The 25,349-nt window shown below is 74.2% G+C and carries 21 protein-coding genes; 13 read left to right on the forward strand and 8 right to left on the reverse strand.

The annotated features are described in order from the left end of the window. Nucleotides 1-15 precede the first annotated feature (15 nt). Genes K7396_RS31275 through K7396_RS31285 form a run of 3 tightly spaced genes read right to left on the reverse strand, consistent with a single transcriptional unit; the run spans nt 16 to nt 2,272 of the window. Nucleotides 16-879 (reverse strand): 5-oxoprolinase subunit C family protein, encoded by an 864-nt coding sequence (locus K7396_RS31275; protein WP_086721971.1) that lies wholly within the window; start codon nt 877-879, stop codon nt 16-18. Then, complete coding sequence (gene pxpB, locus K7396_RS31280) at nt 879-1,499, reverse strand: 5-oxoprolinase subunit PxpB (protein WP_086721972.1); 621 nt, start codon at nt 1,497-1,499, stop codon at nt 879-881. The genes K7396_RS31275 and pxpB overlap by 1 nt, the downstream gene beginning before the upstream one ends. Then, nucleotides 1,496-2,272 (reverse strand): LamB/YcsF family protein, encoded by a 777-nt coding sequence (locus tag K7396_RS31285; protein ID WP_152105267.1) that lies wholly within the window; start codon nt 2,270-2,272, stop codon nt 1,496-1,498. The genes pxpB and K7396_RS31285 overlap by 4 nt, the downstream gene beginning before the upstream one ends. A 309-nt stretch (nt 2,273-2,581) precedes the next feature. On the opposite strand from K7396_RS31285, the gene K7396_RS31290 reads away from it, so the two are divergent. The 7 genes from K7396_RS31290 to K7396_RS31320 all read left to right on the forward strand — a co-directional run bounded on the left by K7396_RS31290 (nt 2,582) and on the right by K7396_RS31320 (nt 13,483). Beyond that, entirely contained in the window at nt 2,582-3,325 is a 744-nt protein-coding gene (locus K7396_RS31290) for a GntR family transcriptional regulator (protein WP_086721249.1), read from the forward strand. Nucleotides 3,326-3,490: 165 nt separating this feature from the next. Then, the gene (locus K7396_RS31295) at nt 3,491-4,201 is read left to right on the forward strand and encodes a DUF969 domain-containing protein (protein ID WP_086721248.1); all 711 of its coding nucleotides are present in this window, start codon (nt 3,491-3,493) and stop codon (nt 4,199-4,201) included. Then, a complete protein-coding gene (locus K7396_RS31300) occupies nt 4,198-5,166 on the forward strand; it encodes a DUF979 domain-containing protein (protein WP_086721247.1) in 969 nt (322 codons plus the stop codon). The genes K7396_RS31295 and K7396_RS31300 overlap by 4 nt, the downstream gene beginning before the upstream one ends. 105 nt (nt 5,167-5,271) lie before the next feature. Then, nucleotides 5,272-5,916: a pyroglutamyl-peptidase I gene (gene pcp, locus K7396_RS31305; protein ID WP_152105268.1), complete on the forward strand. Its 645-nt coding sequence runs from the start codon at nt 5,272-5,274 to the stop codon at nt 5,914-5,916. A 180-nt stretch (nt 5,917-6,096) separates the two neighbouring features. Next, a complete protein-coding gene (locus K7396_RS31310; RefSeq protein WP_174887043.1) occupies nt 6,097-7,620 on the forward strand; it encodes a hypothetical protein in 1,524 nt (507 codons plus the stop codon). A 139-nt stretch (nt 7,621-7,759) separates the two neighbouring features. After that, nucleotides 7,760-8,731 carry a hypothetical protein gene (locus K7396_RS31315; RefSeq protein WP_086721179.1) on the forward strand — a complete coding sequence of 324 codons (972 nt, stop codon included), beginning with the start codon at nt 7,760-7,762 and terminating at the stop codon, nt 8,729-8,731. A 60-nt stretch (nt 8,732-8,791) separates the two neighbouring features. Beyond that, on the forward strand, nt 8,792-13,483 hold the full coding sequence (locus K7396_RS31320; RefSeq protein ID WP_086721178.1) for a coiled-coil domain-containing protein: 4,692 nt from the start codon (nt 8,792-8,794) through the stop codon (nt 13,481-13,483). A gap of 27 nt (nt 13,484-13,510) precedes the next feature. Here the strand turns inward: K7396_RS31320 and K7396_RS31325 are convergent, their stop codons facing one another. Both K7396_RS31325 and K7396_RS31330 read right to left on the reverse strand, forming a co-directional pair. Beyond that, nucleotides 13,511-14,596, reverse strand: coding sequence for an S-(hydroxymethyl)mycothiol dehydrogenase (locus K7396_RS31325; RefSeq protein WP_086721177.1), 1,086 nt, complete (start codon nt 14,594-14,596; stop codon nt 13,511-13,513). Nucleotides 14,597-14,893: 297 nt separating this feature from the next. Further along, the gene (locus tag K7396_RS31330; protein WP_086721176.1) at nt 14,894-15,700 is read right to left on the reverse strand and encodes an IclR family transcriptional regulator; all 807 of its coding nucleotides are present in this window, start codon (nt 15,698-15,700) and stop codon (nt 14,894-14,896) included. Between the two features lie 160 nt (nt 15,701-15,860). Between K7396_RS31330 and K7396_RS31335 the strand changes: the two genes are divergently transcribed. Then, nucleotides 15,861-16,190 (forward strand): bifunctional 3-phenylpropionate/cinnamic acid dioxygenase ferredoxin subunit, encoded by a 330-nt coding sequence (locus tag K7396_RS31335; RefSeq protein ID WP_086721175.1) that lies wholly within the window; start codon nt 15,861-15,863, stop codon nt 16,188-16,190. A gap of 82 nt (nt 16,191-16,272) precedes the next feature. On the opposite strand, the gene K7396_RS31340 is transcribed toward K7396_RS31335, so the two are convergent. Beyond that, nucleotides 16,273-16,782, reverse strand: coding sequence for a hypothetical protein (locus tag K7396_RS31340; RefSeq protein ID WP_373866980.1), 510 nt, complete (start codon nt 16,780-16,782; stop codon nt 16,273-16,275). 246 nt (nt 16,783-17,028) lie between these two features. On the opposite strand from K7396_RS31340, the gene K7396_RS31345 reads away from it, so the two are divergent. The 5 genes from K7396_RS31345 (at nt 17,029) to K7396_RS31365 (ending at nt 22,769) form a co-directional block, all read left to right on the forward strand. Further along, nucleotides 17,029-20,013 (forward strand): sensor histidine kinase, encoded by a 2,985-nt coding sequence (locus tag K7396_RS31345; RefSeq protein ID WP_152105269.1) that lies wholly within the window; start codon nt 17,029-17,031, stop codon nt 20,011-20,013. After that, nucleotides 20,010-20,450 (forward strand): roadblock/LC7 domain-containing protein, encoded by a 441-nt coding sequence (locus tag K7396_RS31350; protein WP_086721801.1) that lies wholly within the window; start codon nt 20,010-20,012, stop codon nt 20,448-20,450. Before K7396_RS31345 ends, K7396_RS31350 begins: the two co-directional genes overlap by 4 nt. Before the next feature lie 19 nt (nt 20,451-20,469). Beyond that, nucleotides 20,470-20,883: a DUF742 domain-containing protein gene (locus K7396_RS31355; RefSeq protein ID WP_086721800.1), complete on the forward strand. Its 414-nt coding sequence runs from the start codon at nt 20,470-20,472 to the stop codon at nt 20,881-20,883. A 173-nt stretch (nt 20,884-21,056) separates the two neighbouring features. Then, entirely contained in the window at nt 21,057-21,929 is an 873-nt protein-coding gene (locus tag K7396_RS31360) for an alpha/beta fold hydrolase (protein WP_086721799.1), read from the forward strand. 228 nt (nt 21,930-22,157) lie between these two features. Then, nucleotides 22,158-22,769 (forward strand): GTP-binding protein, encoded by a 612-nt coding sequence (locus K7396_RS31365; RefSeq protein ID WP_086721798.1) that lies wholly within the window; start codon nt 22,158-22,160, stop codon nt 22,767-22,769. Between the two features lie 61 nt (nt 22,770-22,830). Here K7396_RS31365 and glpK read toward each other — a convergent pair whose 3' ends face one another. Then, nucleotides 22,831-24,357, reverse strand: a complete 1,527-nt coding sequence (gene glpK, locus K7396_RS31370) for a glycerol kinase GlpK (protein WP_086721797.1) — start codon at nt 24,355-24,357, stop codon at nt 22,831-22,833. Between the two features lie 88 nt (nt 24,358-24,445). Further along, the gene (locus K7396_RS31375; RefSeq protein WP_152105270.1) at nt 24,446-25,213 is read right to left on the reverse strand and encodes an MIP/aquaporin family protein; all 768 of its coding nucleotides are present in this window, start codon (nt 25,211-25,213) and stop codon (nt 24,446-24,448) included. Nucleotides 25,214-25,349 lie beyond the last annotated feature (136 nt).

Here is a 25,349-nt window from a genome sequence, read left to right on the forward strand (position 1 = left end):
GCTCGCCCGCCTCCGCTAGCGCATCCGGACGAAGCGGACCGGGGTCCCCGGTACCGCCTGGGCCGCGGGGGCCAGATGGCGCTCGGGGACGACGCCGACGACCGGGTAGCCGCCGGTCGTGGGGTGGTCGTGGAGGAAGAGGACCGGCAGGCCGTCGGGCGGGACCTGGAGGGCGCCCAGGGGCATGCCCTCGCTGGGGAGTTCGCCGCCGCGGGAGCGCTCCAGGGGCGGGCCCTCGGTGCGCAGGCCGATGCGGTTGCTGGCCGGCGAGACGCGGAAGCGGCCGGTGGCGAGGGTGTGCAGACCGGCGGCCGTGAACCACGCGTCGCGCGGGCCGGGCAGGAACGGCAGGACGAGCTCCGTCACCGGGCCGGGGTGCGGCACCGCGTCGGCGCCCGCGGCCGGGCCGTACGGGGCGCCCAGCGGGAGCACCGCGCCCTCGGTGAGCGGGTCGGGGCCCAGGCCGGAGAGCAGATCGGCGGAGCGGCTGCCCAGGACCGGTTCGGTGTCGATGCCCCCGGCGAAGGCCAGGTGGGAGCGCAGGCCGTGGGTGGCGGGACCGACGTCCAGGACGGCGCCGGCCGGGACGCGCAGCGGCGCGCCCCAGGGGGCGGGGCGGCCGTCGACCGTCACCGGGCAGGGCGCGCCCGTGACGGCGACGGTGGTGGCCGTGCGGAGTCGCAGGGCGCAGCCCGTGAGGGTGGTCTCCAGAGCGGCGGCGGAGGCGGGGTTGCCGACCAGGCGGTTGGCGAGCCGGTGCGCGGGCTCGTCGAGTGCGCCGGCCCGTGGCACGCCGAGGTGGGCGTGGCCGGGCCTGCCGAGGTCCTGGACGGTGGTGAGCGCACCGGCCCGGACGACCGAGAAGGCGCGGTCGGTCATCAGGTGGTCTCCCGCGGGACGAAGCGGACACGGGTGCCGGGGGCGAGCAGCGCGGCCGGTTCGCGGCGCGGGTCCCACAGGACGGTGTCGGTGGTGCCGATCAACTGCCAGCCCCCGGGGGAGGAGCGCGGATAGACACCGGTGTACGGGCCGGCCAGGGCGACCGAGCCGACCGGGACCTTCGTACGGGGGGTGTCCCGGCGCGGTACGTGCAGCGGCTCGGGCAGCCCGGTCAGATAGCCGAAGCCGGGGGCGAAGCCGCAGAAGGCGACGCGGAACTCGGTGGCGGAGTGCCGCCGGACGACCTCGTCGGCGGTGCAGTCCCACAGGGCGGCGACATCGGCGAGGTCGGGACCGTCGTAGCGGACCGGGATCTCCACGGCGGGCCGGTCGCCGGCGCCGATCGGCGGAATGTCCCAGGCGGCGAGCTCGGCGAGGAGCCCGCGGGGGTCGGCGAGACCGTCGAGGAGCACCGTACGGGCGGCCGGCACGATCTCGCGCAGCGGCGGCAGGGCGCCGTCGGCGGCCCGGCGCAGCAGTTCGGCGTGCAGCGCCTCGACCTCCTCGGCGCTGTCCAGCTCGATCAGCAGGCCGTGTTCGCCGACCGGCAGCGGCCTCATACGAAGCTCCGGATGTGCACGCCGGCCGCGGCCAGCTCGGACCGTACCCGCCGGGCGAGGCCGGCCGCGCCGGGGGTGTCGCCGTGCAGGCACAGCGAGCGGGCGGTGATGCCGACGCGGTGGCCGTGGCGGGAGGTGACGGTGTGGTCGCGGGCCATGCCCAGGGCCCGCTTGACGACCTCGTCGGGGTCGGGGACGACCGCGCCCGGTTCCCGGCGGGGGACGAGGGTGCCCTCGTCGGTGTAGGCGCGGTCGGCGAACGCCTCGCCGACGACGGGCAGCCCGGCCCGCCGGGCGGCCTCGTGCAACTGTGAGCCGGGCAGCCCGAGGACCGGCAGGCCGCCGCCCGCGGCGAGGATGCCGTCGACGACGGCTCCGGCCTGCTCCTCGTCGTGGACGCAGCGGTTGTAGAGCGCGCCGTGCGGTTTGACGTAGCCGACGCGGGCACCGGCGGCGCGCGCGAAGACCTCCAGCGCGCCGACCTGGTAGGTGATCTCGGCGGACAGCTCGTGCGGCGGCACCTCCATCGCGCGGCGGCCGAAGCCGGCCAGGTCGCGGTAGGAGACCTGGGCGCCGATGACCACGCCGCGCCCGGCGGCCAGTTCGCACACCCGGCGCATGGTGGCCGGGTCGCCGGCGTGGAAGCCGCAGGCGACGTTGGCGCTGGTGACGACGGAGAGCAGGGCCTCGTCGTCGGTCAGCTGCCAGCGGCCGAAGCCTTCCCCGAGGTCGGCGTTGAGGTCGATGACGGGAGGGGCCGCCGGGTCGCTCATGTGGGTCCGTTCCATGGGGCTCGGGGCCTGGCCGGCGTGGGGGAGGCACCGGTGCGACGGCCCGTGCGCGGGCAGGGGGCGGGCGGGGACGTGCCGGCCGGCCCGTATCCGTAGTGGCTCTCCCCCGAGGGCACTCGGGCCGACCGGCGTCGGGGACAACGTAGAGGATTGTTCAACGATCCGACAAGAGGTGTTCGGGGCGCGATCACGGATGCGTTGTTTCGTTCTCCCATCTGGGATTGACTTTCGCTCATACGACTCCGGACGGCCCCGACTGCCGCCCGGTACGGCGCGAGAACGGGGAGCGGTATGGCGGGCGGAGCGGCGAAGAACGACCAGGGGCGGCTCACCGAGGTCGCGAGCCTGGAAGGCGACCGCGCCCTGCTGGGGCGCTCCAGCACGGCCGAGCGGGTCGCCGACATCCTGCGCGACCGGATCACCGAGGGCTACTTCCCGCCCGGCGCCCGCCTCTCGGAGGAGAGCATCGGTGGCGCGCTGGGCGTCTCGCGCAACACGCTGCGCGAGGCGTTCCGGCTGCTGACCCACGAGCGGCTGCTGGTGCACCAGCTCAACCGCGGGGTGTTCGTCCGGGTGGTGACGGTCGAGGACCTGGAGGACATCTACCGGGTGCGCATGCTCGTGGAGTGCGCCGCGGTGCGGGGGCTGGGGCCGGGGCCCCACGGTGCCGCCGTGACCGATGCCGTCGCGGCGATCGAGGCCGCCGTGCGGGCCGGTGAGGCCGCTTCCGACAGCCGGGAGTGGCAGGCGCTCTCGACCGCCAACATCCGCTTCCACCAGGGCATCGTCGCCCTGGCGGGCAGTCCGCGCACCGATGAGCTGATGCGGGGTGTGCTCGCCGAACTCCGGCTGGTCTTCCACGTCATGGCCGACCCCCGGCGCTTCCATGCGCCCTATTTGACCCGTAATCGGCAGATTGTGGAGGCGCTGCAGGCGGGCGACACGGCCGAGGCGGAGCTGCTGTTGCTGTCGTACCTGGAGGACTCGCGCAGCCAGCTCTCGGGGGCGTACGCGCAGCGCATCGCGGAGGGGTGAGGGCCCCGGGGCCGCCGTGCCGCCCCGGTGGCGTCCCGCGGGGTCGGCCCGAGATCCGCTCCCGCAGACCCCTTGTCGAATCGTTGAACAATCGCCTAGCCTCCGCTGCAATCTCTTCCTCTCCCCACGGACCTGTGGGGTTCCCCGTACGCGGAAGGCGGATCCATGATCGTGCTCCTCGGTGTGCTCGTGGTCGTGATCGGCTTCGCCACGAAGCGCAATCCCCTGCTGGTCGTGGGGGTGGCCGGCATCGCGACCGGCCTCCTCGGCGGGCTGTCCCCGGGCAAGGTGCTCGCCGCGTTCGGCGACGGCTTCGCCGGCAGCCGGGCGGTGACGATCTTCGCGATCACCCTCCCGGTCATCGGCCTCCTGGAGCGCTACGGCCTCCAGGAGCAGGCCCGCCGCCTCATCGCCCGGTTCGCCAAGCTCACCACCGGACGCTTCCTGGCGCTCTACCTCGGCCTGCGGCAGATCGGCGCCGCGGTCGGACTGACCAATGTCTTCGGCCACGCCCAGACCGTGCGCCCGCTGGCCGTCCCGATGGCCGAGGGCGCCGCCGAGCGCAAGTACGGCCAACTCCCCGAGCGGACCCGGGAGAAGGTCCGGTCGTTCTCCGCCAGCGCGGACAACGTCGGCCTCTTCTTCGGGGAGGACGTCTTCCTCGCCGTCGGCTCGATCCTGCTGATCACCGGCTTCGTCAACACCACCTACGGGACCCACCTCGAACCGCTGCAGCTCGCGCTGTGGGCGATCCCCACCGCCGTGTGCGCCTTCGTGGTCCACGGCTGGCGCCTGCTGCGCCTGGACCGCCAGTTGGAACGCGAACTGCTCACCGCCCACGTCCACGACACCGCCGCAGTGGAGGCCGCCCAGTGATCAAAGCAGAGTGGTTCTACTGGCTGGTCGGCCTCAGCTTCCTGGTGATGGCCTCCCAGATGGTCACCGACCGCAGCAACCCCAAGCGCTTCGGCACCGGCGCCTTCTGGGGCCTGATCGGCGCCGGATTCATCTACAGCAGCTGGGTCGTCACCAAGCAGGCCCCGGCCGAACCCCTGGGCGCCGCGGTGCTCGTCATGGCCTGCCTGGCCGGCTTCGGCTTCACCGGGCGCGGCACCCCGCGCACCACCACCCCCGAGCAGCGCACGGCCAGCGCCGTCAGGTTCGGCAACCGGCTGTTCGTCCCCGCGCTCACCATCCCGGCCGTCGCCATGGCCTGCGCCATCGGCGTCAAGCACCTGACCTTCGGGGGCGAACCGGTCCTCCAGGAGGGCAGCGAGACCATCCTGGGCCTGGGCATCGGCGCCGTCGTCGCCCTCGTCGTCGGCATGATCATGCTCCGCGAGAAGCGGATATCCGTGCCCGTGCAGTCCGGCCGCTCGATGCTCGAAGCGATGGGCTGGGCGATGCTGCTGCCGCAGATGCTGGCCACGCTGGGCGCCATCTTCCAGGTCTCCGGCGTCGGCGACCAGGTCGGCAAGCTCACCACCGCCGTCCTGCCCGAGGACTCCCTCTACATCGCGATCGTCGTCTACTGCGTGGGCATGTTCGCCTTCACCATGATCATGGGCAACGCCTTCGCGGCCTTCCCCGTGATGACCGCCGCTGTCGGCTGGCCGGTCCTGATAGGCCACTTCGACGGCAACCCCGCCGCCGTCCTGGCCATCGGCATGCTCGCCGGGTTCTGCGGCACCCTCGTGACGCCCATGGCCGCCAACTTCAACATCGTTCCGGCGGCCCTGCTGGAGTTGAAGGACCAGTACGGGCCCATCAAGGCGCAGTTGCCCACCGCGGGAATCCTGCTCGGCTGCAACATCCTGATCATGGCGCTCTTCGCCTTCTGACCCCCGGGCCCACGGCGCCGCACCCCGCGGCACCGTGGGCCCGCCGCATCCCGCCCCCGCCTCCGACGCCGGACGCACCCACCGCACCGCACCGAGGATGACCGTATGACCCGGGTACTGCTGACCGGATTCGCACCCTTCGACGGGGAATCCACCAACCCCTCCTGGCAGGCGGTCCGCGCCGTCGCCGACGAACCGCCCAGCGGCATCGAGGTCTTCGCCGCCGAGCTGCCCTGCGTCTACGGAGCCTCGGTGGCGGTGCTGCGCGCCGCGATCGAGGAGACCCGCCCCGAGATCGTGGTGTGCGTCGGCCAGGCCGGCGGCCGCCCCGACATCACCGTGGAACGCGTCGCCCTCAACGTCGACGACGCCCGGATCCCCGACACCGCCGGAGCCGAACCCGTCGACGAGGCGATCGTGCCCGGCGGCCCCGCCGCGTACTTCTCCACCCTGCCGGTCAAGGCGTGCGTGGCCGCCGTCCGCGCCGCCGGACTGCCCGCCTCCGTCTCCAACACCGCCGGCACCTTCGTCTGCAACCACGTCTTCTACGGCCTCGCCCACCTCATCGCCACCGAACTGCCCGACCTGCGCGGCGGGTTCGTCCACGTGCCCTACGCGCCGGAGCAGGTCGTCGACCGCGCCCAGCCCTCGCTGCCGGCCGACGCGGTCGCCCGGGCCCTGCGGGAGATCGCGGTCACCGCCGCGCACACCCGCACCGACCTGCGCATTGCCGGCGGAGCCACCCACTGAGCGCCGGCCGGGGCTCCGGCACGGGGACCCGGGACCTGGCCGCCGGCCGCCGCGGGCCACGCCGTAGACTGACGCGCCGGCCCGGCGAGCGGTCCGTCAACGGATCCACCGGCGGTTCCACCCATGAGCGGATCCGCGCCGTTTCGTCCGTTGTCAGTGCGAGCGCCTACTCTGTGCGACGTGACTTTTTCCGCCCCGGGGGCCGCTGCGCCCCAGCTCAACGGGCCGAACCGGCCCGCGCCGGGCCCGGCCGCCGACGAGGGCCTGGCCCGCCGGCTGCGTGCCCTCGCGTGCACCGCGCCGCTGCACGACCTCGACGTGCGCAAGGCCAACCTCGCGGGCGAGTACGGCGGCTACGCCATGGCGGAGGTGGCGCTCGCCGTCATCGACCTCGTCACCCTCAACATGGACTTCGACACCGGAGCCGACCATGAGGAGATAGTGGCGAAGGTGCTCCCGCGGGTCGCCGCCCAGGCGCCCCGCCGCCCCACGGGCGAGCACGAGCGGGTGGCCCGCTGGGTGCTGGAGAACCTCATCAACGTCGGCAGCGTGGACCGCGGCTTCCGGGCCGTCTACGGCACCTTCACCACCGAGGGCCAGTACGTCCGCCGCGACTACGACTTCAAGCTGATCGAGGAGGTCCCCGGCGCCGGCGGCACCGTCTTCCTGCGGGCCACCGACGAAGCGGTCAACGTCCTGGTCGGCGCGCTCGACACGGACGTCACCAGCGCCCAGATCGCCGCCGAGGTCAAGCTGGAGGTGCTGATCAGCCGCGGCCGGCTGGCCGACGCCCAGCTCGCCGCCGAGCAGGCCCGCTACCGCACCGTGCAGTACGCCGAGACGCTGCGCAGGACCCTGGACGCCACCCGCCGCAACGTCCGCGCCGTGGACTGGCTGGAGACCGTCCCCGACATGATCAACGAGGCGCTGGACCACGTCGCGGACCGCTACCGCCACGAGAACGCCATCCTCACCAACATCCGCAAGGCCCGCGACGAGACCGAGGAGCCCGAGCACAAGCGCCGCGCCGCCGAACTCGTCGACATCGTCAAGGACTGCATCCGCCGCCACACCCAGCTCCAGTCCCGGCTGCTGGAGGCCGGACCGCTCTTCCGGGCCGAACAGGACCGGCAGGCCTTCGCCACCCCCGTCGCCCGCTCCGGACTCGACCTCTACGGCCAGCTCGTCGCGCCCCTGCTGCCGCTCCCCGCAGAGCAGGCCATCCGCGTCACCGACGCCTTCTTCACCCACGGCACGGGCCTGCGCACGCCCTCCGCCGTCCGGGTCGGCGACCTCGTCGAGGTGCTGCTCACCCCGCCCGTGGAGCGCGAGCACCTCGGCGCCGAGATGCCCGAACCCGATCTGGTGACGACGCCCGACGACAGCCGCTTCAGCGAGGCCCAGCTCGACGCCGCGATGGCGCTGCTCGACCTGCCCGCCGACGCGCCCCGCAGGCTCTCCGGGCTCCTCGCCGAGGCGCGCCGCGGCGACCCCGAACTCCCCTACCTCGTCGCCCTGCTGGCGGTGCACGCCGCCAGCCCGCCGGTCGGCACCGCCTACCGCCAGGGCGAACAGCAGCTGCTGTTCGCCGTCGACGACGGCACGGAGCTGACCGACCCCGAGTTCGGCGGCGCCGACCTCATCGTCGGCACGGCCCTGCTGGACTCCGCCGGCATGGCGGCGGACCGTTCGGAGGTGGCGTGATGGCGCCTTGCCACCCCGCCGGGCGGCCCGCGAGCGGTGCGGCGCGCCCGGCCCGGCAGAGCCCCGGCGCGCCGGGCGGCGGCCCGCCGCGGTGCCGCGCAGAGATGACCGAGACCGTCCCCCGCAAGGAGCTTGTTCCGTGACCCAGTACGACGAGGCGCCGCAGCCCGACCCGGCGTCCGGGGCCGGTGAACCGGGCTGGGGCGCACCCACCGCCGACGCCGGCCCGGCCGCGGCCGGGCCCTCCCCCCACCTCTCGGCCCCGTTCGAGCAGGGGGCGCCCCCGCCCCTCAGCCCGGCCGACGCCGCCGACGCCGCACGCCTGGTCTCCTTCGGCCTCCAGCCCAAGCTGCTGCCCGCCCGCGACGCCGAGTACGGCGACCTGCTGCGCCGCTACCGCGACGAGCCGGCCTTCGCCCGCCTCGCCGACGCCGTCGCCACCGGCCTCGGCCTGGTCGTCCTGGAAGTCTCCACCCGCGCCGGGATGGCCGTCACCGCCGACGAGGACTCCGTCTTCGCCGTACGCATGGGCGACTACGCGCGTCGCGCCTCCGCCGACTCCGCCGACCGCTTCCTGCACGGCCTGGCCCATCTCGCCGTCGCCGCACTGGCCTTCCCGCGCCCCGAGGACCTCGCCGACGACGGCTACATCGGCCGGATCACCGTCAACGGCGTCGACGCCTTCGTCCGGCAGGCCTGCCGCCGCCTGGAGGAACGCGCCGAGCAGGAGGGCGAGAACACCGACCCGGCCACCGACGCCCCCGGCCTGGAGTCCGCCTGGCGGATCTACGCCCGGCGCAGCGCCACCGGCGCCACCAAGGACGCCCGCCGGCTCGCCGGTTCGACCACCGGCATCATCGCCAAGGCCGTCACCTTCCTCGTCGACTCCGGCTTCCTGCAGCGCACCGGCGACGACTCCGGCGGCGCCTACCGCACCACCGCCCGCTACCAGCTCCAGGTGCGGGACATGGCCGGCAGCGCCGCCATGGCCGAGCTGCTGGAGCTGGGCATCGTCCCGGTCGCCGACGGCGGCGCCGCGCTGCTGCCGGGCGAGGACACCGACGACCTCGACCTGGTCTCCGACGCCGGCCTCCCCTTCCACTCCGGATGACACCCCGCCCCCACGGCCACTGACTTGCCCGACCTCCCCACACGACAACGAGAGTCCGCCATGTACGAGCTGTCCCGGGTCCGCCTCTACTCCATCGGGCCCGCCGGTGCGCGCTACGCCGACACCGTGCTGGACCTGCGCGGAGTCGGCGCGCCCGTGCCCCGACCGGCCCCGGCCCAGGCGGACTTCTTCGAGGACGAACCGGTCGGCCCGCCGCGCCGCCCGGCGCCCGCCGGCGTGCTCTTCCTGGAGAACGGCGGCGGCAAGTCCGTCCTGCTCAAGCTGATCTTCTCGGTGATGCTGCCCGGCCACCGCAACACCCTCGGCGGCGCCAGCTCCGGCGTCCTGCGCAAGTTCCTGCTCGCCGACGACTGCGGTCATGTCGCCCTGGAGTGGCAGCACGTCCTCACCGGCGAGTCCGTGGTCGTCGGCAAGGTCAGCGAATGGCGCGGCCGGCAGGTCTCCAACGACCCCCGGAAGTTCGCCGAGGCCTGGTACAGCTTCCGGCCGGGCCCGGGGATGAGCCTGGACTCCCTCCCCGTCGCCGAGGCCACCGTCGTCCGCCCCCGCCAGGAGAGCGGCGAGGGCAGCTCCGGAGCCCAGGGCCGACGGCGCACCATGAAGGGCTTCCGGGACGTCCTCACCGAGGCCGGGAAGAACTACCCCAACCTGGACGTGGTCTGGGAGGAGGGCCACGAGCGCTGGAACGTCCACCTCGGCGAGCTGGGCCTGGACCCGGAACTCTTCCGCTACCAGCGGGAGATGAACGCCGACGAGGGCGAGGCGGCCGGCCTGTTCGCGGTCAAGAACGACTCGGACTTCACCGACCTGCTGCTGCGTGCCGTCACGGACACCCGTGACACCGACGGCCTCGCCGACCTCGTGCACGGCTTCGCCCACAAGCTCGGCAGGCGCGCCGAACTCACCGCCGAGCGGGACTTCACCGCCGGCTCCCTCGACCTCCTCTCCCGGATCGCCGACGCCGCCGAGCAGCGCGAACGCGCCCGCGAGGTGCACGCCGGGGCCGAGCGCCGTACCCGCGCCCTCGCCCAGCGGCTGCACGCCCGGGGCACCGAGGAGCGCGGCCGCGCCGCCGAGCTGGCCGAACAGGTCGCCGCCGCGGCCCATCGCGTCACCGACGCCGAGCGCGTCCAGGAGCGCCGCTCCCTGGTCTCCGCCGAACTCGCCTACCGGCACGCCTCGCTGGCGCTGGCCGCCGCGGAGAAGGGCGCCGCGGCCCAGCGCCGCGAACTCAACGACGCCCGGACGCTGGCCAGCGCCTGGCAGGCCGCCGAGACCGCGCTGCGCCACCGCGCCGCCGCCGACCGCTCCGCGCGGGTCGCCGCAGCCATCCGCGAGGCCGAACGCGACGCCGCCCCCGCGCTCGCCGCCCGGGCCACCGCCGCCGCCGACCTGGTGCGTGCCCTGCACGCCGCGGCCGAGGCCGGCGAGCGGGTCGCCAACGAGGAGGAGGAACGCTCCGCCGGCCTCCAGGAGGCCGGGGAGTCCGCGCACCGCGACGCCACCACGGCCGCCACCCACGCCCAGCGCGCCCGCAGCGAGGCCGACCACCTCAAGCAGCGGCTGACGGAGGTCGCGGAGGAGACCGCCGAGGCCGTCCGGGCCGGCTGGCTGGACGACAGCGCTCCCGACGCCGACCCGGCCCGGGCCGCGCTCGCCGCGTCGGACGCCGAGAAGACCGCCGTCGAGGCGTGGGACTCGGCCCGCGAGACCGCCCGGCAGGCCACCGACCGCGCCCGGGAGGCCACGGCGCGGCACTCCGCCGCCGAACTCACGGCGGCCCGCGCCGAGGACGCAGCCGAGGCCGCCGAGCGCGCCCACGACGCCGAGCGCCGCGCCGCCGAGTCGATCGGCGCCGAGCAGCGGCTCGCCGACCTCCTCGGGCTCCCGCAGTCCGAGACCAAGGCCCTGGGCGTGCCAGGACCCCGTACGGCGACCCCGGACGCCGACCGGACCGCGCCCCGCCGCCCCACCGCGGGACCGCTCACCGCCGAGGAACTGGACCGTAACGCCGACGAGCTGCACGAGCTGCTGGAGGAGGGCGTCACCGCCGCCGAACGGCAGCTGTTCGACCTGCGCACGGCCGCCGCCGACGACGCGCGGATCCTCGGCGCGCTGGGCGACGGCGGGCTGCTGCCCCCGGGGCCCGATGTGCTGGCCGCCGTGGAGTACCTCGGTGAGCACGGCGTCCCCGCGCTGCCCGGCTGGCGCTATCTCGCCCAGTCCGTCGACCCGGCCGACCACACCCGGGTGCTCGCCGCGCGGCCCGAACTCGTCGACGGCGTGATCATCACCGACCCGGACACCCATGCGCGGGCCCGCGAGGTGCTCGCCCAGGCCGCGCTGCTGCCGCGCTCCGCCGTCGCGGTGGGCACCGCCGCCGCGCTGCTCGCCCCCACGCCCGCGCCCGAGGAGCAGGACTCCGGCGTCTACGGCGTTTTCCTCGTAACGCCGAACCCGGCGATGCACGACGAGTCCGCCGCCGACGAGGAGCGGCAGGCGCTGCGGGCGCGCGCCATAGAGCGGGACGAGGAGATCCGGGCGCTGGCCGCGCGGCTCTCCGGGGACCGCGCGCTGGCCGCCCGGCTCGGCTCCTGGCGCGCGGGCTGCCCGGCCGGACGGCTCGGTGAACTGGCCGCCGCGGCGCAGGAGACCCGTACGGCTGCGGACGAGGCCGCCGCCGAGCTGGCCGAGGCCCGTGCCGCCCGCGCCGAGACCGAGGAGATCGCGGCCGAGGCCACCCGGGTGCGGGACGAGCGGCAGGAGAGCGCGCAGCGCGCCCGCCGTGCCGCGGACCTGCTGGCCGGGCTCGCCCACCGGCTGCGGGAGCGGGCCTCCTGGCAGTCCCGGATGCGCGAACTCGTCGATGAGGCGGCCGAGTTGGAGGCCCGCGCCGAGGAGTGCGTGGACCGCGCGCGGGCCGCCGACGAGGACCGCAGGGCCGCCCAGCGCGCCGCCGACGACGCCCGGCGCACCGCCCGCGCGCTGCGCGCCGAGCGCGCCGAGATCGCCGGTGTGCCGGACGAGGTGGGGGAGGCCCCGGAGGGCGCCGGCACCTCGCTGCCCGCGCTCCGCGAGGCCTACCGCGCCGCCTCCCAGCTCTACGAGAAGGTCGGCGTCGGCGCCGACCTGCGCGCCGAACAGGCCCGCGCCGAGGGCGACGAGAGCGCCGCCCTGGCCGAACTCAACCGCCTCACCAACAAGGTCCGCACCCGTGCGGAGGCCCTGCTGGAGAGCCCGGACGCCGCCGACGGCCCGTCCCGCCAGGCCGCCGCGGCCCGCGCCGAGTCGCTGGTGCACATGCTGGAGACCCGCGCCTCCGCCGCCAGTGAGCAGCTCGGCCGGCTGCGCGGCGAGGCCGAGCGCCTCGCCCCCACCGACGGCGAGGCGCACACCGAGCTGCCCGACGATCTGGTGCCCAAGGACGCCGACCGCGCCAAGGAGCTGCTGCGCACCGCCTCGGCCGAACTGGCCACCGCCAGCGAGGCGCTGGAGGCCGCCCGCGGCCGCCACGAGGAGCTGCTGCGCGGCCACCGCGCAGCCGAGGACGCCGCGAGCGGCTTCGACGAGACCGCCGCCCTGCTGCGCGACCTGCTCCGCGACCACCAGGACACCGAGGACACCGGCGACGGGCGGACCGAGCCGTACGCCGGCCGGCTGGCCGAGGCCCGGCAGGCCGCCGCGGAGTCCCGCCGCTCGCTGCGCGGCTGCGCCGCCGACCTCTCCACCGCCGAGTCCGCGGTGCGCGAGGCGAGCGACATCCTCGTCCGGCACGCCAACTCCACCCGCTACGAACAGGTCCGCACCCCCGCCCGGCAGCAGATCCGCGAACTGCCCGCCGCGGCGCTGCCGGACCACGCCGCGAAGTGGGCGGAGGCCTTCGCGCCCCGGCTGCGGGTGCTCACCGACGAGCTGGAGCAGCTGGAGCGCAACCGCGACTCCATCGTCGACCGGCTGCGCGGGCTGGTCGAGTCGTCGCTGACGACGCTGCGCTCCGCCCAGCGGCTGTCCCGGCTGCCCGAGGGGCTGGGGGAGTGGTCCGGGCAGGAGTTCCTGCGGATCCGCTTCGAGGACCCCGACCAGGCCACGCTCACCGAGCGCCTCGGCGAGGTGATCGACCAGGCGACGAGTGCGGCCGTCAAGAAGAACAGCGATCTGCGGCGGGACGGGATGTCCCTGCTGCTGCGCGGGGTCAGCGCGGCGCTGCAGCCGCGCGGGGTGGCCGTGGAGATCCTCAAGCCGGACGCGGTGCTGCGCGCCGAGCGGGTGCCGGTCGGGCAGATGGGCGATGTCTTCTCCGGCGGCCAGCTGCTGACCGCCGCCATCGCCCTGTACTGCACGATGGCGGCGCTGCGGAGCAACGACCGGGGCCGCGACAAGCAGCGGCACGCCGGCACGCTGTTCCTGGACAACCCCATCGGCCGCGCCAACGCGACCTATCTGCTGGAACTCCAGCGCGCCGTCGCCGACGCCCTGGGCGTCCAGCTGCTGTACACCACCGGCCTCTTCGACACCACGGCGCTCGCGGAGTTCCCGCTGGTGATCCGGCTGCGCAACGACGCGGACCTGCGGGCCGGGCTGAAGTACATCAGCGTCGAGGAGCACCTGCGCCCGGGGCTGCCGCAGCCGGACCCCTCCGGCGAGGCGGTGCACGGCCAGATCACGGCGACGCGGATGTACCGCCGTCCGGAGGAGCAGGCCGCCGAGGAGCCGGACCCGGCCGGCGGATGAGCCGCGGCGCGGGGGTCCTGCGGGCGGTCACACCACGACGACCGACCGCAGGACCTCGCCGCGCCGCATCTTCGCGAAGGCCGACTCGATGTCGTCGAGCGCGATGGTCTCGCTGATGAACCGTTCCAGATCGAGCTTGCCGCTCAGGAACAGGTCGATCAGCACGGGGAAGTCGCGGCTGGGCAGACAGTCGCCGTACCACGACGACTTCAGCGCGCCGCCGCGCGAGAAGAGGTCGAGGAGCGGCAGCTCGATGCGCATGTCTGGGGCGGGCACGCCGACCTGGACCAGGGTGCCGGCCAGATCGCGCATGTAGAACGCCTGCCGGTAGGTCTCGGGGCGGCCCACCGCGTCGATCACCACATCGGCGCCGTGTCCGCCGGTGAGCGCGCGGACCGCCTCGACCGGGTCCGTACCGCGGGAGTTGACGGTGTCGGTGGCGCCGAACCGCTCGGCGGCGTCCAGCTTGGCGTCGTCGAGATCGACGGCGATCACGCGCCGCGCACCGGCCCGGGAGGCGCCCGCGATGGCGGCGTTGCCGACCCCGCCGCAGCCGATCACGGCGACGGTGTCCCCGCTGCCCACACCGCCGGTGTGCACCGCGGCGCCGTACCCGGCCATCACCCCGCAGCCGATCAGTCCCGCGGCCTCCGGGCGCGCCGAGGGATCGACCTTCACCGCCTGCCCGGAGGCGACCAGGGTCTTCTCGGCGAAGGCCCCGATGCCCAGGGCCGCGCTCAACTCCGTTCCGTCCAACAGGGTCATCGGCCGGGCGGCGTTGCGGGAGTCGAAGCAGTACCAGGGGCGGGCGCGACGGCAGGCCCGGCACTGTCCGCAGGGCGCCCGCCAGGCCAGCACCACGTAGTCGCCCGGTGCCAGGTCCGTGACGCCGGGCCCGACCTCCTCGACGACCCCGGCCGCCTCATGGCCGAGGAGGTACGGGAAGTCGTCGCCGATCGCGCCGTCGCGGTAGTGCAGATCGGTGTGGCACACCCCGCAGGCCTGCACGGTCACGAGCACTTCGCCCGGGCCGGGGTCGGGGACGAGGATCGGCAGCACCTCGACGGGGGCGCCCTTCTTGAGGGCGACGACGGCGCGGGCTTCGTGCGGCATGTCTCACTCCTAAAACAGCGCCTGCGGGGCGGCAGGGGCGGGTAGCACGCGTGAGGTGGCACGGATGCCTGAGGGGGGTTGGAGTGGTGCGCGGTGCTGGGAGCCGGGAAGAGCGGGGACCTGCGGACCTGGGAGCCTGAAGACGTGGGAGAACCGGGCAAACCGGGGCAGGGGGACAGCAGTGGAGGACGGTCCACCCCTGCCACCGTGTTGCCCATAGTGCGCCGGGTTGCGCTATAGGAGACATGCTGGAAGTCGGGTCAGGGATCCGTCAAGGGGGATTTTCCGCTGGCCGCCTCAACCCGCGTAGCCCATCAGGCGGGAGAGTTCCGCGGCCGCCTTCGCCGCCCGCTCCGCGAGCTCCGGCAGCAGCTGACGCTCCATCCGGTACGCCGGGCCGGAGAGGCCGATCGCGCCGATCACCGCGCCGTCATGGGCCCGTACCGGCGCCGCCACCGCGTTCAGCCCGATCTCCAACTCCTCGCTGGTGCAGGCGAATCCGTCCTCCAGCACGGCCGTCAGCTGCTCGCGCAGACCGGCCGCCGTGGTCAGGGTGTGCTCGGTGAACCGCGGCAGCTTGCGGGTCACCAGGGTCTCCCGGCGCTGCGGCGGCAGATGCGCCAGCAGCACCTTCCCGCTGGCGGTGGCGTGCAGCGGGGTGCGGCGGCCCAGCCAGTTGTACGCGGTGACCGCGGCGGAGCCCCTGGCCTGCATGATGTTGACCGCCGCATCACCGTCGAGCACCGCGATGTTGGCGGTCTCCCCGGTGTCCGCGGCGAGCGCGCGGCACACCGGCTGGCCCTCCTGCGAGATGTCCAGCCGGATCGCGGCGGCGCCGGCCAGCCGCAGCACCCCGGCGCCCAGGTAGTACTTCCCGCGGTCCCGCTCCTGCTCCACCAGCCCGCGGTTCTCCAGCACCCCGAGGATCCGGAACGCGGTCGACTTGTGGACGCCCAGCTCCTCGGAGATCTCGGTCACCCCGGCCTCGCCCAGCTTGGCCAGGATCTCCAGCACGCTCACCGCACGGTCCACGGACTGGACGGATCCCGCCCCGCCGCGCCGCTCCTCGGACCGGTCGCCGGTCGTATCGGAAGTGTTCGACATGGGTCTTTGCGTCACCACCCGGTGGCCCCGCGGGGCACGTCTGAGGGCATCTGCCGGGAAGCCCTTGACGGCCCGCTCCCCGGCTTGGATTCTGTTGCGCATCGCGCTCTGCGATGCGTTATTCAGAACACATGATACCGATCAGCGAGAGGGGGGCCAGATGATTCCCGTCTGCCGCGTCGAGGACCTGCCCGAGGGCGAGTCCGTACGGATCGAGATCGACGGCGTCACGCCGGTCATCGCGGTCTTTCATGCCGAGGGCGGCTACTACGCCCTCGACGACACCTGCAGCCATCAGGACGCCGCGCTCTCCGACGGCTGGGTGGAGGGCTGCTTCGTCGAATGCCCCCTGCACGCGGCCCTGTTCGACCTGCGCACCGGAGCCCCGGCCTGTCTGCCGGCCCGCCGCCCCGTGCGCACGCACGAGGTCAGCGTCCTGGACGGCATGATCCATGTCCGGCCCGCCGTGAGGGAAGAGGCGGTGGCGTAGATCTCGGGTGCGGCGGGAGGCCGCCGGGCAACCGTTCCTCCCGCCCGGCCGCTTTCCGTCCGGCCGCTTTCCGTCCGGCCCTTCAGGCGGCCGCCCGGTCGATCCTCGACGGGCCCTTCCGCGCTTCCCTGCGCCGCTGCCGGCGCGCCCTGCGGCGCTCGCGGCGCAGCTCCCGGGCCGTACTGCTCGGCTGAGACTGAACCCCGTAGCGCTGCACCCACACCTGACGGGTCACCCAGACGTCCAGGACCGCCCAGGTGGCGACCACGGTGCCGGCGACCGTGCCGAGCACCGCGGGGAACGCGAACCAGGAGCCCGCCAGGGTGCACAGGAACGCCACCATCGCCTGGACCAGGGTCACCGCCACGATGATGACGGCACGCACCGCGGCGGTCCGCACCGGATCCGCCATCCGGCGCCGGACCGCCGGTTCCTCCTGCCACAACGGCTCTCTGCCGGTGTCCATGAACGCGTCACACTCCCCGTATTCTCCCCGTGTGTCCGACTCCTCGGTAGCTGCCCGGATTTCGCCGGGTACATGCCCCTGGCGTCGCACCCCGTCCCTCCTCATGGTCACGTACCCGGGCCGCATGAAGTGCCCTGGATGCAGACCAAAACCGGCCAACCGTCCGGCATTCCGCCGCGCGGTGGGAGGCGGCCCGGGGCGCCGGCGCGGGCGGGTTGTCCGGGAATCGGTGGACAACTCGGGACGATCCCGCTCCGGCCGCTTCCCCGGCGTCAGGAGAGGTCTTCGGCTTGGTCACCCGAGAGTAGTAGGCTCGCGCCGTTTGTTGACGGAACACCACCCCCGTGCGCCGGGGTTGTCGTAGGGGAGGCCATGCGCTTTCGCGGGAAGTCGGTCCGCCGGAAGATCGTGGCGTTGCTGCTCGTACCACTGGTGTCCCTGACGGCCCTGTGGGCGTTCACGACCTATCTCACCGGTCGTGAGGCGAACCAGCTGCTGGACGTCGGCAACGTCGTGAAGAATCTGGGCTACCCGGTCGAGGACGTCATCCAGACCCTCCAGCAGGAGCGCCGGCAGAGCCTGCTCTACCTCGCCGACCGTCGCGGCGCCAACGCCCTCGACGAGCTCCACCGGCGGACCAGGGCCACCGACGACGCCGTCACCCAGCTGCACGCCGACATCGACCCGGGCGACCTGCGCGAGGACCTCAGCGACTCCAACCGCGCCCGGATGAACGGCGTCCTCAAGGGCCTGGGCACCCTCGGCTCGCTGCGCTCCCAGATCGAGCACAACACCGTCTCCCGCGACGAGGCGATGGAGAGCTACAACTCCCTCGTCGACCCCGGCTACGACTTCCTCGCCGCGCTCCACGCCCTGGAGAATGTGGAGATGGACAAGCAGGCCAGGGCACTGGTCAACATCACCCGGGCCCGCGAGGCGGTCTCCCGCGAGGACGCCCTGATGTCCGCGGTGCTGCTGTCCGGCAGCATGAGCAGGCGCGATGTGCGCACGCTGTCCGACCGCGTCGCCGAGCGCCGCGTCCTCTACAGCACCAGCCTGCCCGCCCTGCCCGCCAAGGACCGCGGCCTCTACGAGGACTACTGGCGTTCCGCGAAGGCCCGCGAACTGGCCTCGTACGAGGACCGGGTGATCGCGGCCGGCGCACAGGACGGACCGCACGCGGTCAACGCCGAACGCTGGAACAGCGCGGCGCGCAAGGTGCTCGGCGACCTCCAGCGGATGGGCAAGGACGCCGCGGACCGCTACCAGGAGCGCGTCGCCCCCATCGCCATGAACGTCCTGCTGAAGGCGGCCATCGCCGGCATCCTCGGCTTCGTCGCGCTGCTGGTCTCGGTCGTCGTGTCGTTCCGTATCGGCCGCCGGCACGTCCGCGACCTCATCCGGCTGCGCAAGGCCGCCCACGACGTCGCCGGGGTGCGGCTGCCGAGCGTCATGCGCCGGCTGGCGGCCGGCGAACAGGTCGACGTGGAGACCGAGGCCCCCCGGCTCGCCTTCGGACCGGACGAAACCGGCCAGGTCGGGCAGGCGCTCCACACCCTCCAGCGGGCCGCGATCGAGGCCGCCGTCAAACAGGCCGAAATGCGCCGCGGCGTCTCCGAGGTGTTCGTCAACCTCGCCCGGCGCAGCCAGGTCCTGCTGCACCGCCAGCTGACCCTGCTCGACGCCATGGAGCGGCGCACCGAGGACACCGGCGAACTCGCCGACCTCTTCCGGATCGACCACCTGACCACCCGTATGCGCCGGCACGCGGAGGGCCTGGTCATCCTCTCCGGCGCGGCGCCCTCGCGGCAGTGGCGCAAACCGATCCAGCTGATGGACGTGGTGCGCGCGGCGGTCGCCGAGGTCGAGGACTACGAGCGGATCGAGGTGCGCCGCCTGCCCCGGCTCGCGGTGGAGGGCCCCGCGGTGTCGGACCTCACCCACCTGATCGCCGAACTCCTGGAGAACGCCACCGTCTTCTCCCCGCCGCACACCGCCGTCCAGGTCCTGGGCGAGCGGGTCGCCAACGGCTACACCCTGGAGATCCACGACCGCGGCCTGGGCATGGCCCCCGACCTGCTGCTGGAGGCCAATCTCCGGCTGGCCGAGACCCCCGAGTTCGAGCTGTCCGACACCGACCGGCTCGGCCTGTTCGTGGTCAGCCGGCTCGCCCAGCGGCAGGACGTACGCGTCTCCCTGCAGCCCTCGCCGTACGGCGGCACCACCGCCGTGGTCTTCATCCCGGCCACGCTCCTCACCGAGACCGCCGCCGGCGGCCGCGAGGACGACGGCCCGGCGCGGGACGGCCTGCCCGGCGGCCCCGTCGGCAACGAACTGGAGCACGCGGCGGGCAAGCTGGCCGCGCTCGCCCAGGAGCCGCCCCAGCGGGAGCGGCGTGTCCCGGCCGTCGTCGACGGACCGGTCGAACTGGAGGCGCCGCTCGGCCCGGACGAGCGGGGCCCGGCCGACGACGAGGACCGCCTCGTCCGCCGGCGGGACCGCGGCCGACAGTCGCCGGCCGCCCCCGACGGCCCGGCCGCCGCACCGCGCGGCATCGCACCGGTGCCGTCCGTGCCCGACGGCGAGCAGCACCAGCAGACCCGGGACCAGGCGCCCGGCGGACTGGCGCCCCTGCCGCGCCGCCACCGCCCGCCGGTGCTGGTCTCCGACCACGGCCGGACGGTCGACGACCGCGAACCGCACGGCAAGCGGGCGGCCGGGCGCCCCGGCTCCGGCTCCGGCGAGCGGGCGGCCGAGCGCGGCGACACCGCCGAGCGGGCGGGCGCCACCGAACGTGCCGACGCCGCCGACCGGACCGACGCCGCCGAGCCCTCCGGTTCCGGTGAACGCCCCGCCGGGCGTGCCGCGTCCCGGCCGTCGTCGTCCGCCGCGTCCCAGGACCCGGCCGCTGACGGCGCCGGGACCGCCGGGGACGGGGAGGCGCCCGCGCCGACCACGCCCAAGGGCCTGCCCCGCCGGGTGCGGCAGGCGAGCCTCGCGCCCCAGCTCAGGACCGACCCCGCGGGGCAGGCCGAACCGGACCGGCCGGACGCGCCGCCCGCCGACGACCGCGACGCGGAGCAGGTCCGCGCCCGGATGGCCTCGCTCCAGCGCGGCTGGCAGCGCGGCCGCCGCGACAACGGCGACGACCCGCGCGGCACCGGAACACCGCCGGGCGACGACCCGGCCGCCGGCGGCACGACGGCCGGCAGTACCGTCCCGGGCCCCGGCACGGGCCCGGACACCACAGACCGGGACAGCACAGACCCGGGTGCCCGTGACACGGCCACGCACCACGGCACCGACACGGGCGCCACAGCACCACCAGGAACCACATCGGGAGGGGACGGTCCATGACCGCACCGAAGGCAGCAGCTTCCACCGCACCGGTCTCGGGGAGGGGATCCGGTGAGCTGAACTGGCTCCTGGACGAACTGGTCGAGCGGGTCGGCTCCATCCGCAAGGCGCTGGTCCTCTCCAGCGACGGCCTGGCGACCGGGGCCTCGAAGGACCTCACCCGCGAGGACGGCGAGCACCTGGCCGCGGTCGCCTCCGGCTTCCACAGCCTGGCCAAGGGCGTCGGCCGGCACTTCGACGCGGGACACGTCCGGCAGACCATGGTCGAGCTGGACGAGGCGTTCCTGTTCGTCAGCGCGGCCGGCGACGGCAGCTGCCTGGCCGTGCTGGCCGACGCGGACTCCGATGTCGGCCTGATCGCCTACGAGATGACGCTGCTGGTCAAGCGCGTGGGCACGCACCTGGGCACCGCGCCCAGGTCCGGCCTGACCACCTGAGCACGACGAAGGCGACGTCATGAGCGAGCAGGACGGCCGGACGGCGCGGGACCGGGAGACGGCCCGCTGGTTCGACGACGACGCGGGCCCCGTCGTCCGGCCGTACGCCATGACGCGCGGGCGCACCAGCACGGCCGCCGAGGGGCGCCTCGACCTGATCGCGCTGGTGATCGCCGAGAGCCGCGCGCAGGAGACGGTCGAGGACCAGACCCTGTCGCCCGAGCATGTCGAGATCGTCGAGCTGTGCCGGCAGGAGCCGCTGTCGGTCGCCGAGCTGGCGGCCGAACTCGACCTGCCTGTCGGCGTCGTACGGGTCCTCATCGGGGACCTCCTCGATGCCGAGCTGGTCCATGTCAGCAGGCCGGTGCCGCCGGCCGAGCTGCCGGACGAGAAGGTGCTGCGCGAGGTGATCGACGGCCTGCGCGCGCTGTGACCCGCGGGGCCCGGTGGCCGCCGTCGTACGGAACGCGCTTCCGGGGCGGCGGCCACCACGCGTCGGCCCAGGGGGCTACTTCGGCCGCGCCCGCTCCCCGGGGTGGGCGCCGCCCCGAACGCCCCGGCTACGGTGCCTGTTGAGCAACCGTCAACACGAGGAGATGCGCCGCCATGGCCACGGACGACACCCCGGCACCCGTCGAACACCTGGAGATCCAGGCCGGACCGCACACCTACGACGCCCTGGCCTGCGGCCCCGCCGACGGGGAGTTCGTCCTGCTGCTGCACGGCTGGCCCGAGTTCGCCGACTCCTGGAGCGCCGTGCTGCCCGCCCTGGGCGCGGCCGGCTACCGCGCCGTCGCCGTCGACCAGCGCGGCTACTCCCCGCGCGCCCGCCCGCCCCGGACCGCCGACTACGCCGTCCCCGAACTCGTCGCCGACGCCCTCGCCTTCGCGGACTCCCAGGGCGCCGGCCGCTTCCACCTCGTCTCGCACGACTGGGGCGGCATGGTCGCCTGGGCGCTGGCCGGCGCCCACCCCGAGCGGCTGAAGTCCCTGACCGTGCTGGCCACCCCGCATCCCGACGCGCTCAACCGGGCCGCCGCCGAGGACCCCGACCAGCACCACCGCCTCGACTACGTCCGCTTCTTCCGCCGCGACGACGGCGCGGCGGAGACCGCGCTGCTCGCCGACGACGCCGCCCGGCTGCGCGCCGCCTACGCCGGCAAGGTGCCCGCCGCCCTCGTCGAGCGCAATGTCCGCCGGCTCTCCGCCCCGGGCGCGCTCACCGCCACCCTCAACTGGTACCGCGCCCCCGAGTCGGTCATCTCGGTGCCCGCCGGCCGGATCACCGTCCCCACCCTGTTCCTGTGGGGCAGCGAGGACACCGCTCTGGGCCGCCTCGCGGCCGAGTCCACGGGGGAGTGGGTGGACGGCCCGTACCGCTTCGAGGCCCTGGAGGGCGCCAGCCACTGGCTGCCCGAAGAGGTCCCGGACGTGGTCACGCCCCCGATCCTCGACCACCTCGGACGGCACCACGTCTGACGCCGCCGGCGCCGCGCGGGGCCGGGAGCGCCCCGGCCCCGCGCGGCGCCCTTTGGGGCGGCTTGGCCGCCTCTGCCCCGGCACGTCGCCCCGGGCGTGACCCATCTCAAGTGGGCGCCGTGCCGAGCACGTTGTACCGTTCCCTTGCACCTGTTGGCCCGTGCGCCGACGCGCGGGTACCAAGCGTGAGCTCCACCCGTATACACGGCAATTCAGGAGAAGAATCCCATGGCCTTCGGGCGATCCGATCGCCGCCGACGGTCCGCCGCCGTCGAGCCGGTGACGCTCAAGATCCTGGTCGCGGGCGGCTTCGGGGTCGGCAAGACCACTCTGGTCGGTGCCGTCAGCGAGATCAAACCCCTGCGTACCGAGGAGCGCCTGACCGAGGCGGGCCGGCCGATCGACGACCTCGACGGGGTGGAGACCAAGACCACCACCACCGTCGCCATGGACTTCGGGCGGATCACCGTCAACGACGAACTGGTGCTCTACCTCTTCGGCACCCCGGGCCAGGACCGCTTCTGGTTCCTGTGGGACGAACTGGCCCGGGGCGCGCTCGGCGCCGTGGTGCTGGCCGACACCCGCCGGCTGGCGGACAGTTTCTCCGCCATCGACTACTTCGAACGGCGCGGCCTGCCCTTCACGGTCGCCGTCAACTGCTTCGACGGCGCCGACCGCTACCCGCCGGAGTCCGTCCGCGACGCCCTGGACCTGGACCCCCAGGTCCCGGTGGTGCTCTGCGACGCCCGCCAGAAGGACTCCGCGCGCGACGTGCTGATCTCCGTCGTCGAGCACGCGATGGAGACCGGCGCCCGGCGCCGGGAGCCCGCGCTTCCCTGACGGGGCGCGGGCGGTACGGCCCGTACCCCGCCGTCCGGGGTACGGGCCGTACGTCTGTCCCCTAGGTCGCCGAGCCGTCCTCGGCCAGCCAGCCGAAGCTCCGCTCCACGGCCTTGCGCCAGTGGGCGAACTCGCGGTCGCGGGTCCGCGCGTCCATCCGCGGTGTCCACTGCGCGTCCTGCTTCCAGTGGGTCCGCAGCTCGTCCAGGTCCTGCCAGACGCCGGTCGCCAGCCCGGCCGCGTACGCCGCGCCCAGACAGGTGGTCTCCGAGATCACCGGGCGGATCACCGGCACGTCCAGCACATCCGCCTGGTGCTGCATCAGCAGGCTGTTGGCGGTCATGCCCCCGTCGGCCTTGAGCCGGGTGATCCGCACACCCGAGTCCTGGAACATGGCGTCCACCACCTCGCGGGTCTGCCAGCTGGTCGCCTCCAGTACGGCGCGCGCCAGATGCGCCTTGGTGACGAACCCCGTCAGACCGCTGATCACGCCGCGCGCGTCGGAGCGCCAATAGGGCGCGAACAGGCCGGAGAACGCCGGGACGACATAGGCGCCGCCGTTGTCCGGGACGCTCGCCGCCAGCGGCTCGATCTCCTCCGCCGACGCGATGATGCCCAGCTGGTCGCGGAACCACTGCACCAGCGCGCCGGTGATGGCGATCGACCCCTCCAGGCAGTAGACCGGCGCCTCGCCGCCGAGCTGGTAGCCCATCGTCGTCAGCAGCCCGTTCTTGGACGGGACCGGACGGTTGCCGGTGTTCAGCAGCAGGAACGAGCCGGTGCCGTAGGTGTTCTTGGCCTCGCCGACGCCGTAGCAGGTCTGGCCGAACACGGCCGCCTGCTGGTCGCCGAGGGCGGACGCCACGGGCACGCCGTGCAGCTGCCCCACGGCCGTGCCGTACACCTCGGCCGACGACCTGATCTCCGGCAGGATCGCGGCCGGGATGTTCATCGCCGACAGGATCGCCGGATCCCACTGGAGGGTGGAGAGGTTCATCAGCATCGTGCGGCCCGCGTTGGTCACGTCCGTGACATGCACCCCGCCGTCGATGCCGCCGGTCAGGTTCCAGATCAGCCAGGAGTCGATGGTGCCGAAGGCGATCTCGCCGCGCTCGGCACGGGCCCGCAGCCCCGGCACCTCGTCCAGGAGCCAGGCCGCCTTCGGCCCGGAGAAGTAGCTCGCCAGCGGCAGTCCGGTGGCCTCCCGGAAGCGGTCCTGGCCGTCGGCGCCGCCGAGTTCGGCACACAGCTGCGCGGTCCGGGTGTCCTGCCAGACGATCGCGTGGTGGACCGGCCTGCCGGTGGCCCGGTCCCACAGCACCGTGGTCTCCCGCTGGTTGGTGATGCCCAGCGCGCTGAGCTGGTCCGCCCGCAGCCCCGCCCTGGTGAGCGCCCCCGCCACCACGGCCTGCACCGTCGACCAGATCTCGGTGGCGTCGTGCTCCACCCAGCCCGGCTTGGGGAAGATCTGACGGTGCTCGCGCTGGTCGACGGCGACGATCGCGCCGCCGTGGTCGAAGATGATGCAGCGGCTCGACGTGGTGCCCTGGTCGATCGCGGCGACGTACTTCTCGCTGTGCTCCGTCATGCCGTCACGCCTCCTGACGTCCTGGTGAGTGGGTACAGCGGGGTCCGGTCCCGCGGGTGCCTCCGGGGGCGGGCGTCCCCCGGGGAGGTCAGAACGCCGCGTTGTAGACCAGACCGGACAGCACCGCGCCGATCAGCGGCCCGGCCACCGGTATCCAGGAGTAACCCCAGTCCGAGGAACCCTTGTTGGGGATCGGCAGCAGGGCGTGCACCAGGCGCGGCCCGAGGTCGCGCGCCGGGTTGATGGCGTAGCCCGTGGGCCCGCCCAGCGACAGCCCGATCCCGACGACCAGCAGGGCGACCAGGAGCACATTGATCCCGGAACCGTAGACCCCCACGTGCTCGCCGGGGACCTGGCCGATGCCGATTCCTTTGTTCTGGCCGAAGAACAGCAGCGGCAGCACCAGCCCGACGGTGGCGATGATCTCGGTGACGAGGTTGGCGGCCGGATTGCGGATCTCCGGGCCGGTGGAGAAGATCCCCAGCGTCGGCTGGGCCTTGTCCGCCTCCGCGTTGGCGGCGAACTGCGCGTAGTACAGCGCCCAGGCCAGCACGGCCCCGATCGCCGCACCCACCATCTGCGCCAGGATGTACAGCGGCACCTTCGACCACTCGGTGCCGCCCGCCACCGCCGAGCCGAGCGTCACCGCGGGGTTGAGATGCCCGCCGGACAGCGGGGCGGCGGTGTAGGCGCCGGCGAGCACGCCCATGCCCCAGCCGAAGGCGATCACGACCCAGCCGGCGGCCCGCGCCTTGGAGTAGTGCAGGGTGACGGCGGCGCACACACCGGCCCCGAAGAGTATGAGTACGGCGGTCCCGATCACTTCACCGACGACGATGTCCCCATTGGAATACATGGCGGCTCCTTGGCCCTCGCCCGGGGACGTCCCCCGGTCCTCCGTGCAGGGTGCGTGCCACCGGCGGGCAGCGGAGTGCCGCTGCCACCCGGCCGGGGTGCCTGAGTGCGGCGATGCCGACTGGCATCCGGAAGTG

This window comes from Streptomyces angustmyceticus (assembly GCF_019933235.1).
Taxonomy (GTDB): domain Bacteria; phylum Actinomycetota; class Actinomycetes; order Streptomycetales; family Streptomycetaceae; genus Streptomyces; species Streptomyces angustmyceticus.

Excerpts from the sequence above, each read along its gene's own strand:
- K7396_RS31275 (WP_086721971.1), bottom strand. The coding sequence starts at position 879 with ATGACCGACCGCGCCTTCTCGGTCGTCCGGGCCGGTGCGCTCACCACC.
- pxpB (WP_086721972.1), bottom strand. The coding sequence starts at position 1,499 with ATGAGGCCGCTGCCGGTCGGCGAACACGGCCTGCTGATCGAGCTGGAC.
- K7396_RS31285 (WP_152105267.1), bottom strand. The coding sequence starts at position 2,272 with ATGAGCGACCCGGCGGCCCCTCCCGTCATCGACCTCAACGCCGACCTC.
- K7396_RS31290 (WP_086721249.1), top strand. The coding sequence starts at position 2,582 with ATGGCGGGCGGAGCGGCGAAGAACGACCAGGGGCGGCTCACCGAGGTC.
- K7396_RS31295 (WP_086721248.1), top strand. The coding sequence starts at position 3,491 with ATGATCGTGCTCCTCGGTGTGCTCGTGGTCGTGATCGGCTTCGCCACG.
- pcp (WP_152105268.1), top strand. The coding sequence starts at position 5,272 with ATGACCCGGGTACTGCTGACCGGATTCGCACCCTTCGACGGGGAATCC.
- K7396_RS31320 (WP_086721178.1), top strand. The coding sequence starts at position 8,792 with ATGTACGAGCTGTCCCGGGTCCGCCTCTACTCCATCGGGCCCGCCGGT.
- K7396_RS31325 (WP_086721177.1), bottom strand. The coding sequence starts at position 14,596 with ATGCCGCACGAAGCCCGCGCCGTCGTCGCCCTCAAGAAGGGCGCCCCC.
- K7396_RS31330 (WP_086721176.1), bottom strand. The coding sequence starts at position 15,700 with ATGTCGAACACTTCCGATACGACCGGCGACCGGTCCGAGGAGCGGCGC.
- K7396_RS31335 (WP_086721175.1), top strand. The coding sequence starts at position 15,861 with ATGATTCCCGTCTGCCGCGTCGAGGACCTGCCCGAGGGCGAGTCCGTA.
- K7396_RS31340 (WP_373866980.1), bottom strand. The coding sequence starts at position 16,782 with ATGCGGCCCGGGTACGTGACCATGAGGAGGGACGGGGTGCGACGCCAG.
- K7396_RS31345 (WP_152105269.1), top strand. The coding sequence starts at position 17,029 with ATGCGCTTTCGCGGGAAGTCGGTCCGCCGGAAGATCGTGGCGTTGCTG.
- K7396_RS31350 (WP_086721801.1), top strand. The coding sequence starts at position 20,010 with ATGACCGCACCGAAGGCAGCAGCTTCCACCGCACCGGTCTCGGGGAGG.
- K7396_RS31355 (WP_086721800.1), top strand. The coding sequence starts at position 20,470 with ATGAGCGAGCAGGACGGCCGGACGGCGCGGGACCGGGAGACGGCCCGC.
- K7396_RS31360 (WP_086721799.1), top strand. The coding sequence starts at position 21,057 with ATGGCCACGGACGACACCCCGGCACCCGTCGAACACCTGGAGATCCAG.
- K7396_RS31365 (WP_086721798.1), top strand. The coding sequence starts at position 22,158 with ATGGCCTTCGGGCGATCCGATCGCCGCCGACGGTCCGCCGCCGTCGAG.
- glpK (WP_086721797.1), bottom strand. The coding sequence starts at position 24,357 with ATGACGGAGCACAGCGAGAAGTACGTCGCCGCGATCGACCAGGGCACC.
- K7396_RS31375 (WP_152105270.1), bottom strand. The coding sequence starts at position 25,213 with ATGTATTCCAATGGGGACATCGTCGTCGGTGAAGTGATCGGGACCGCC.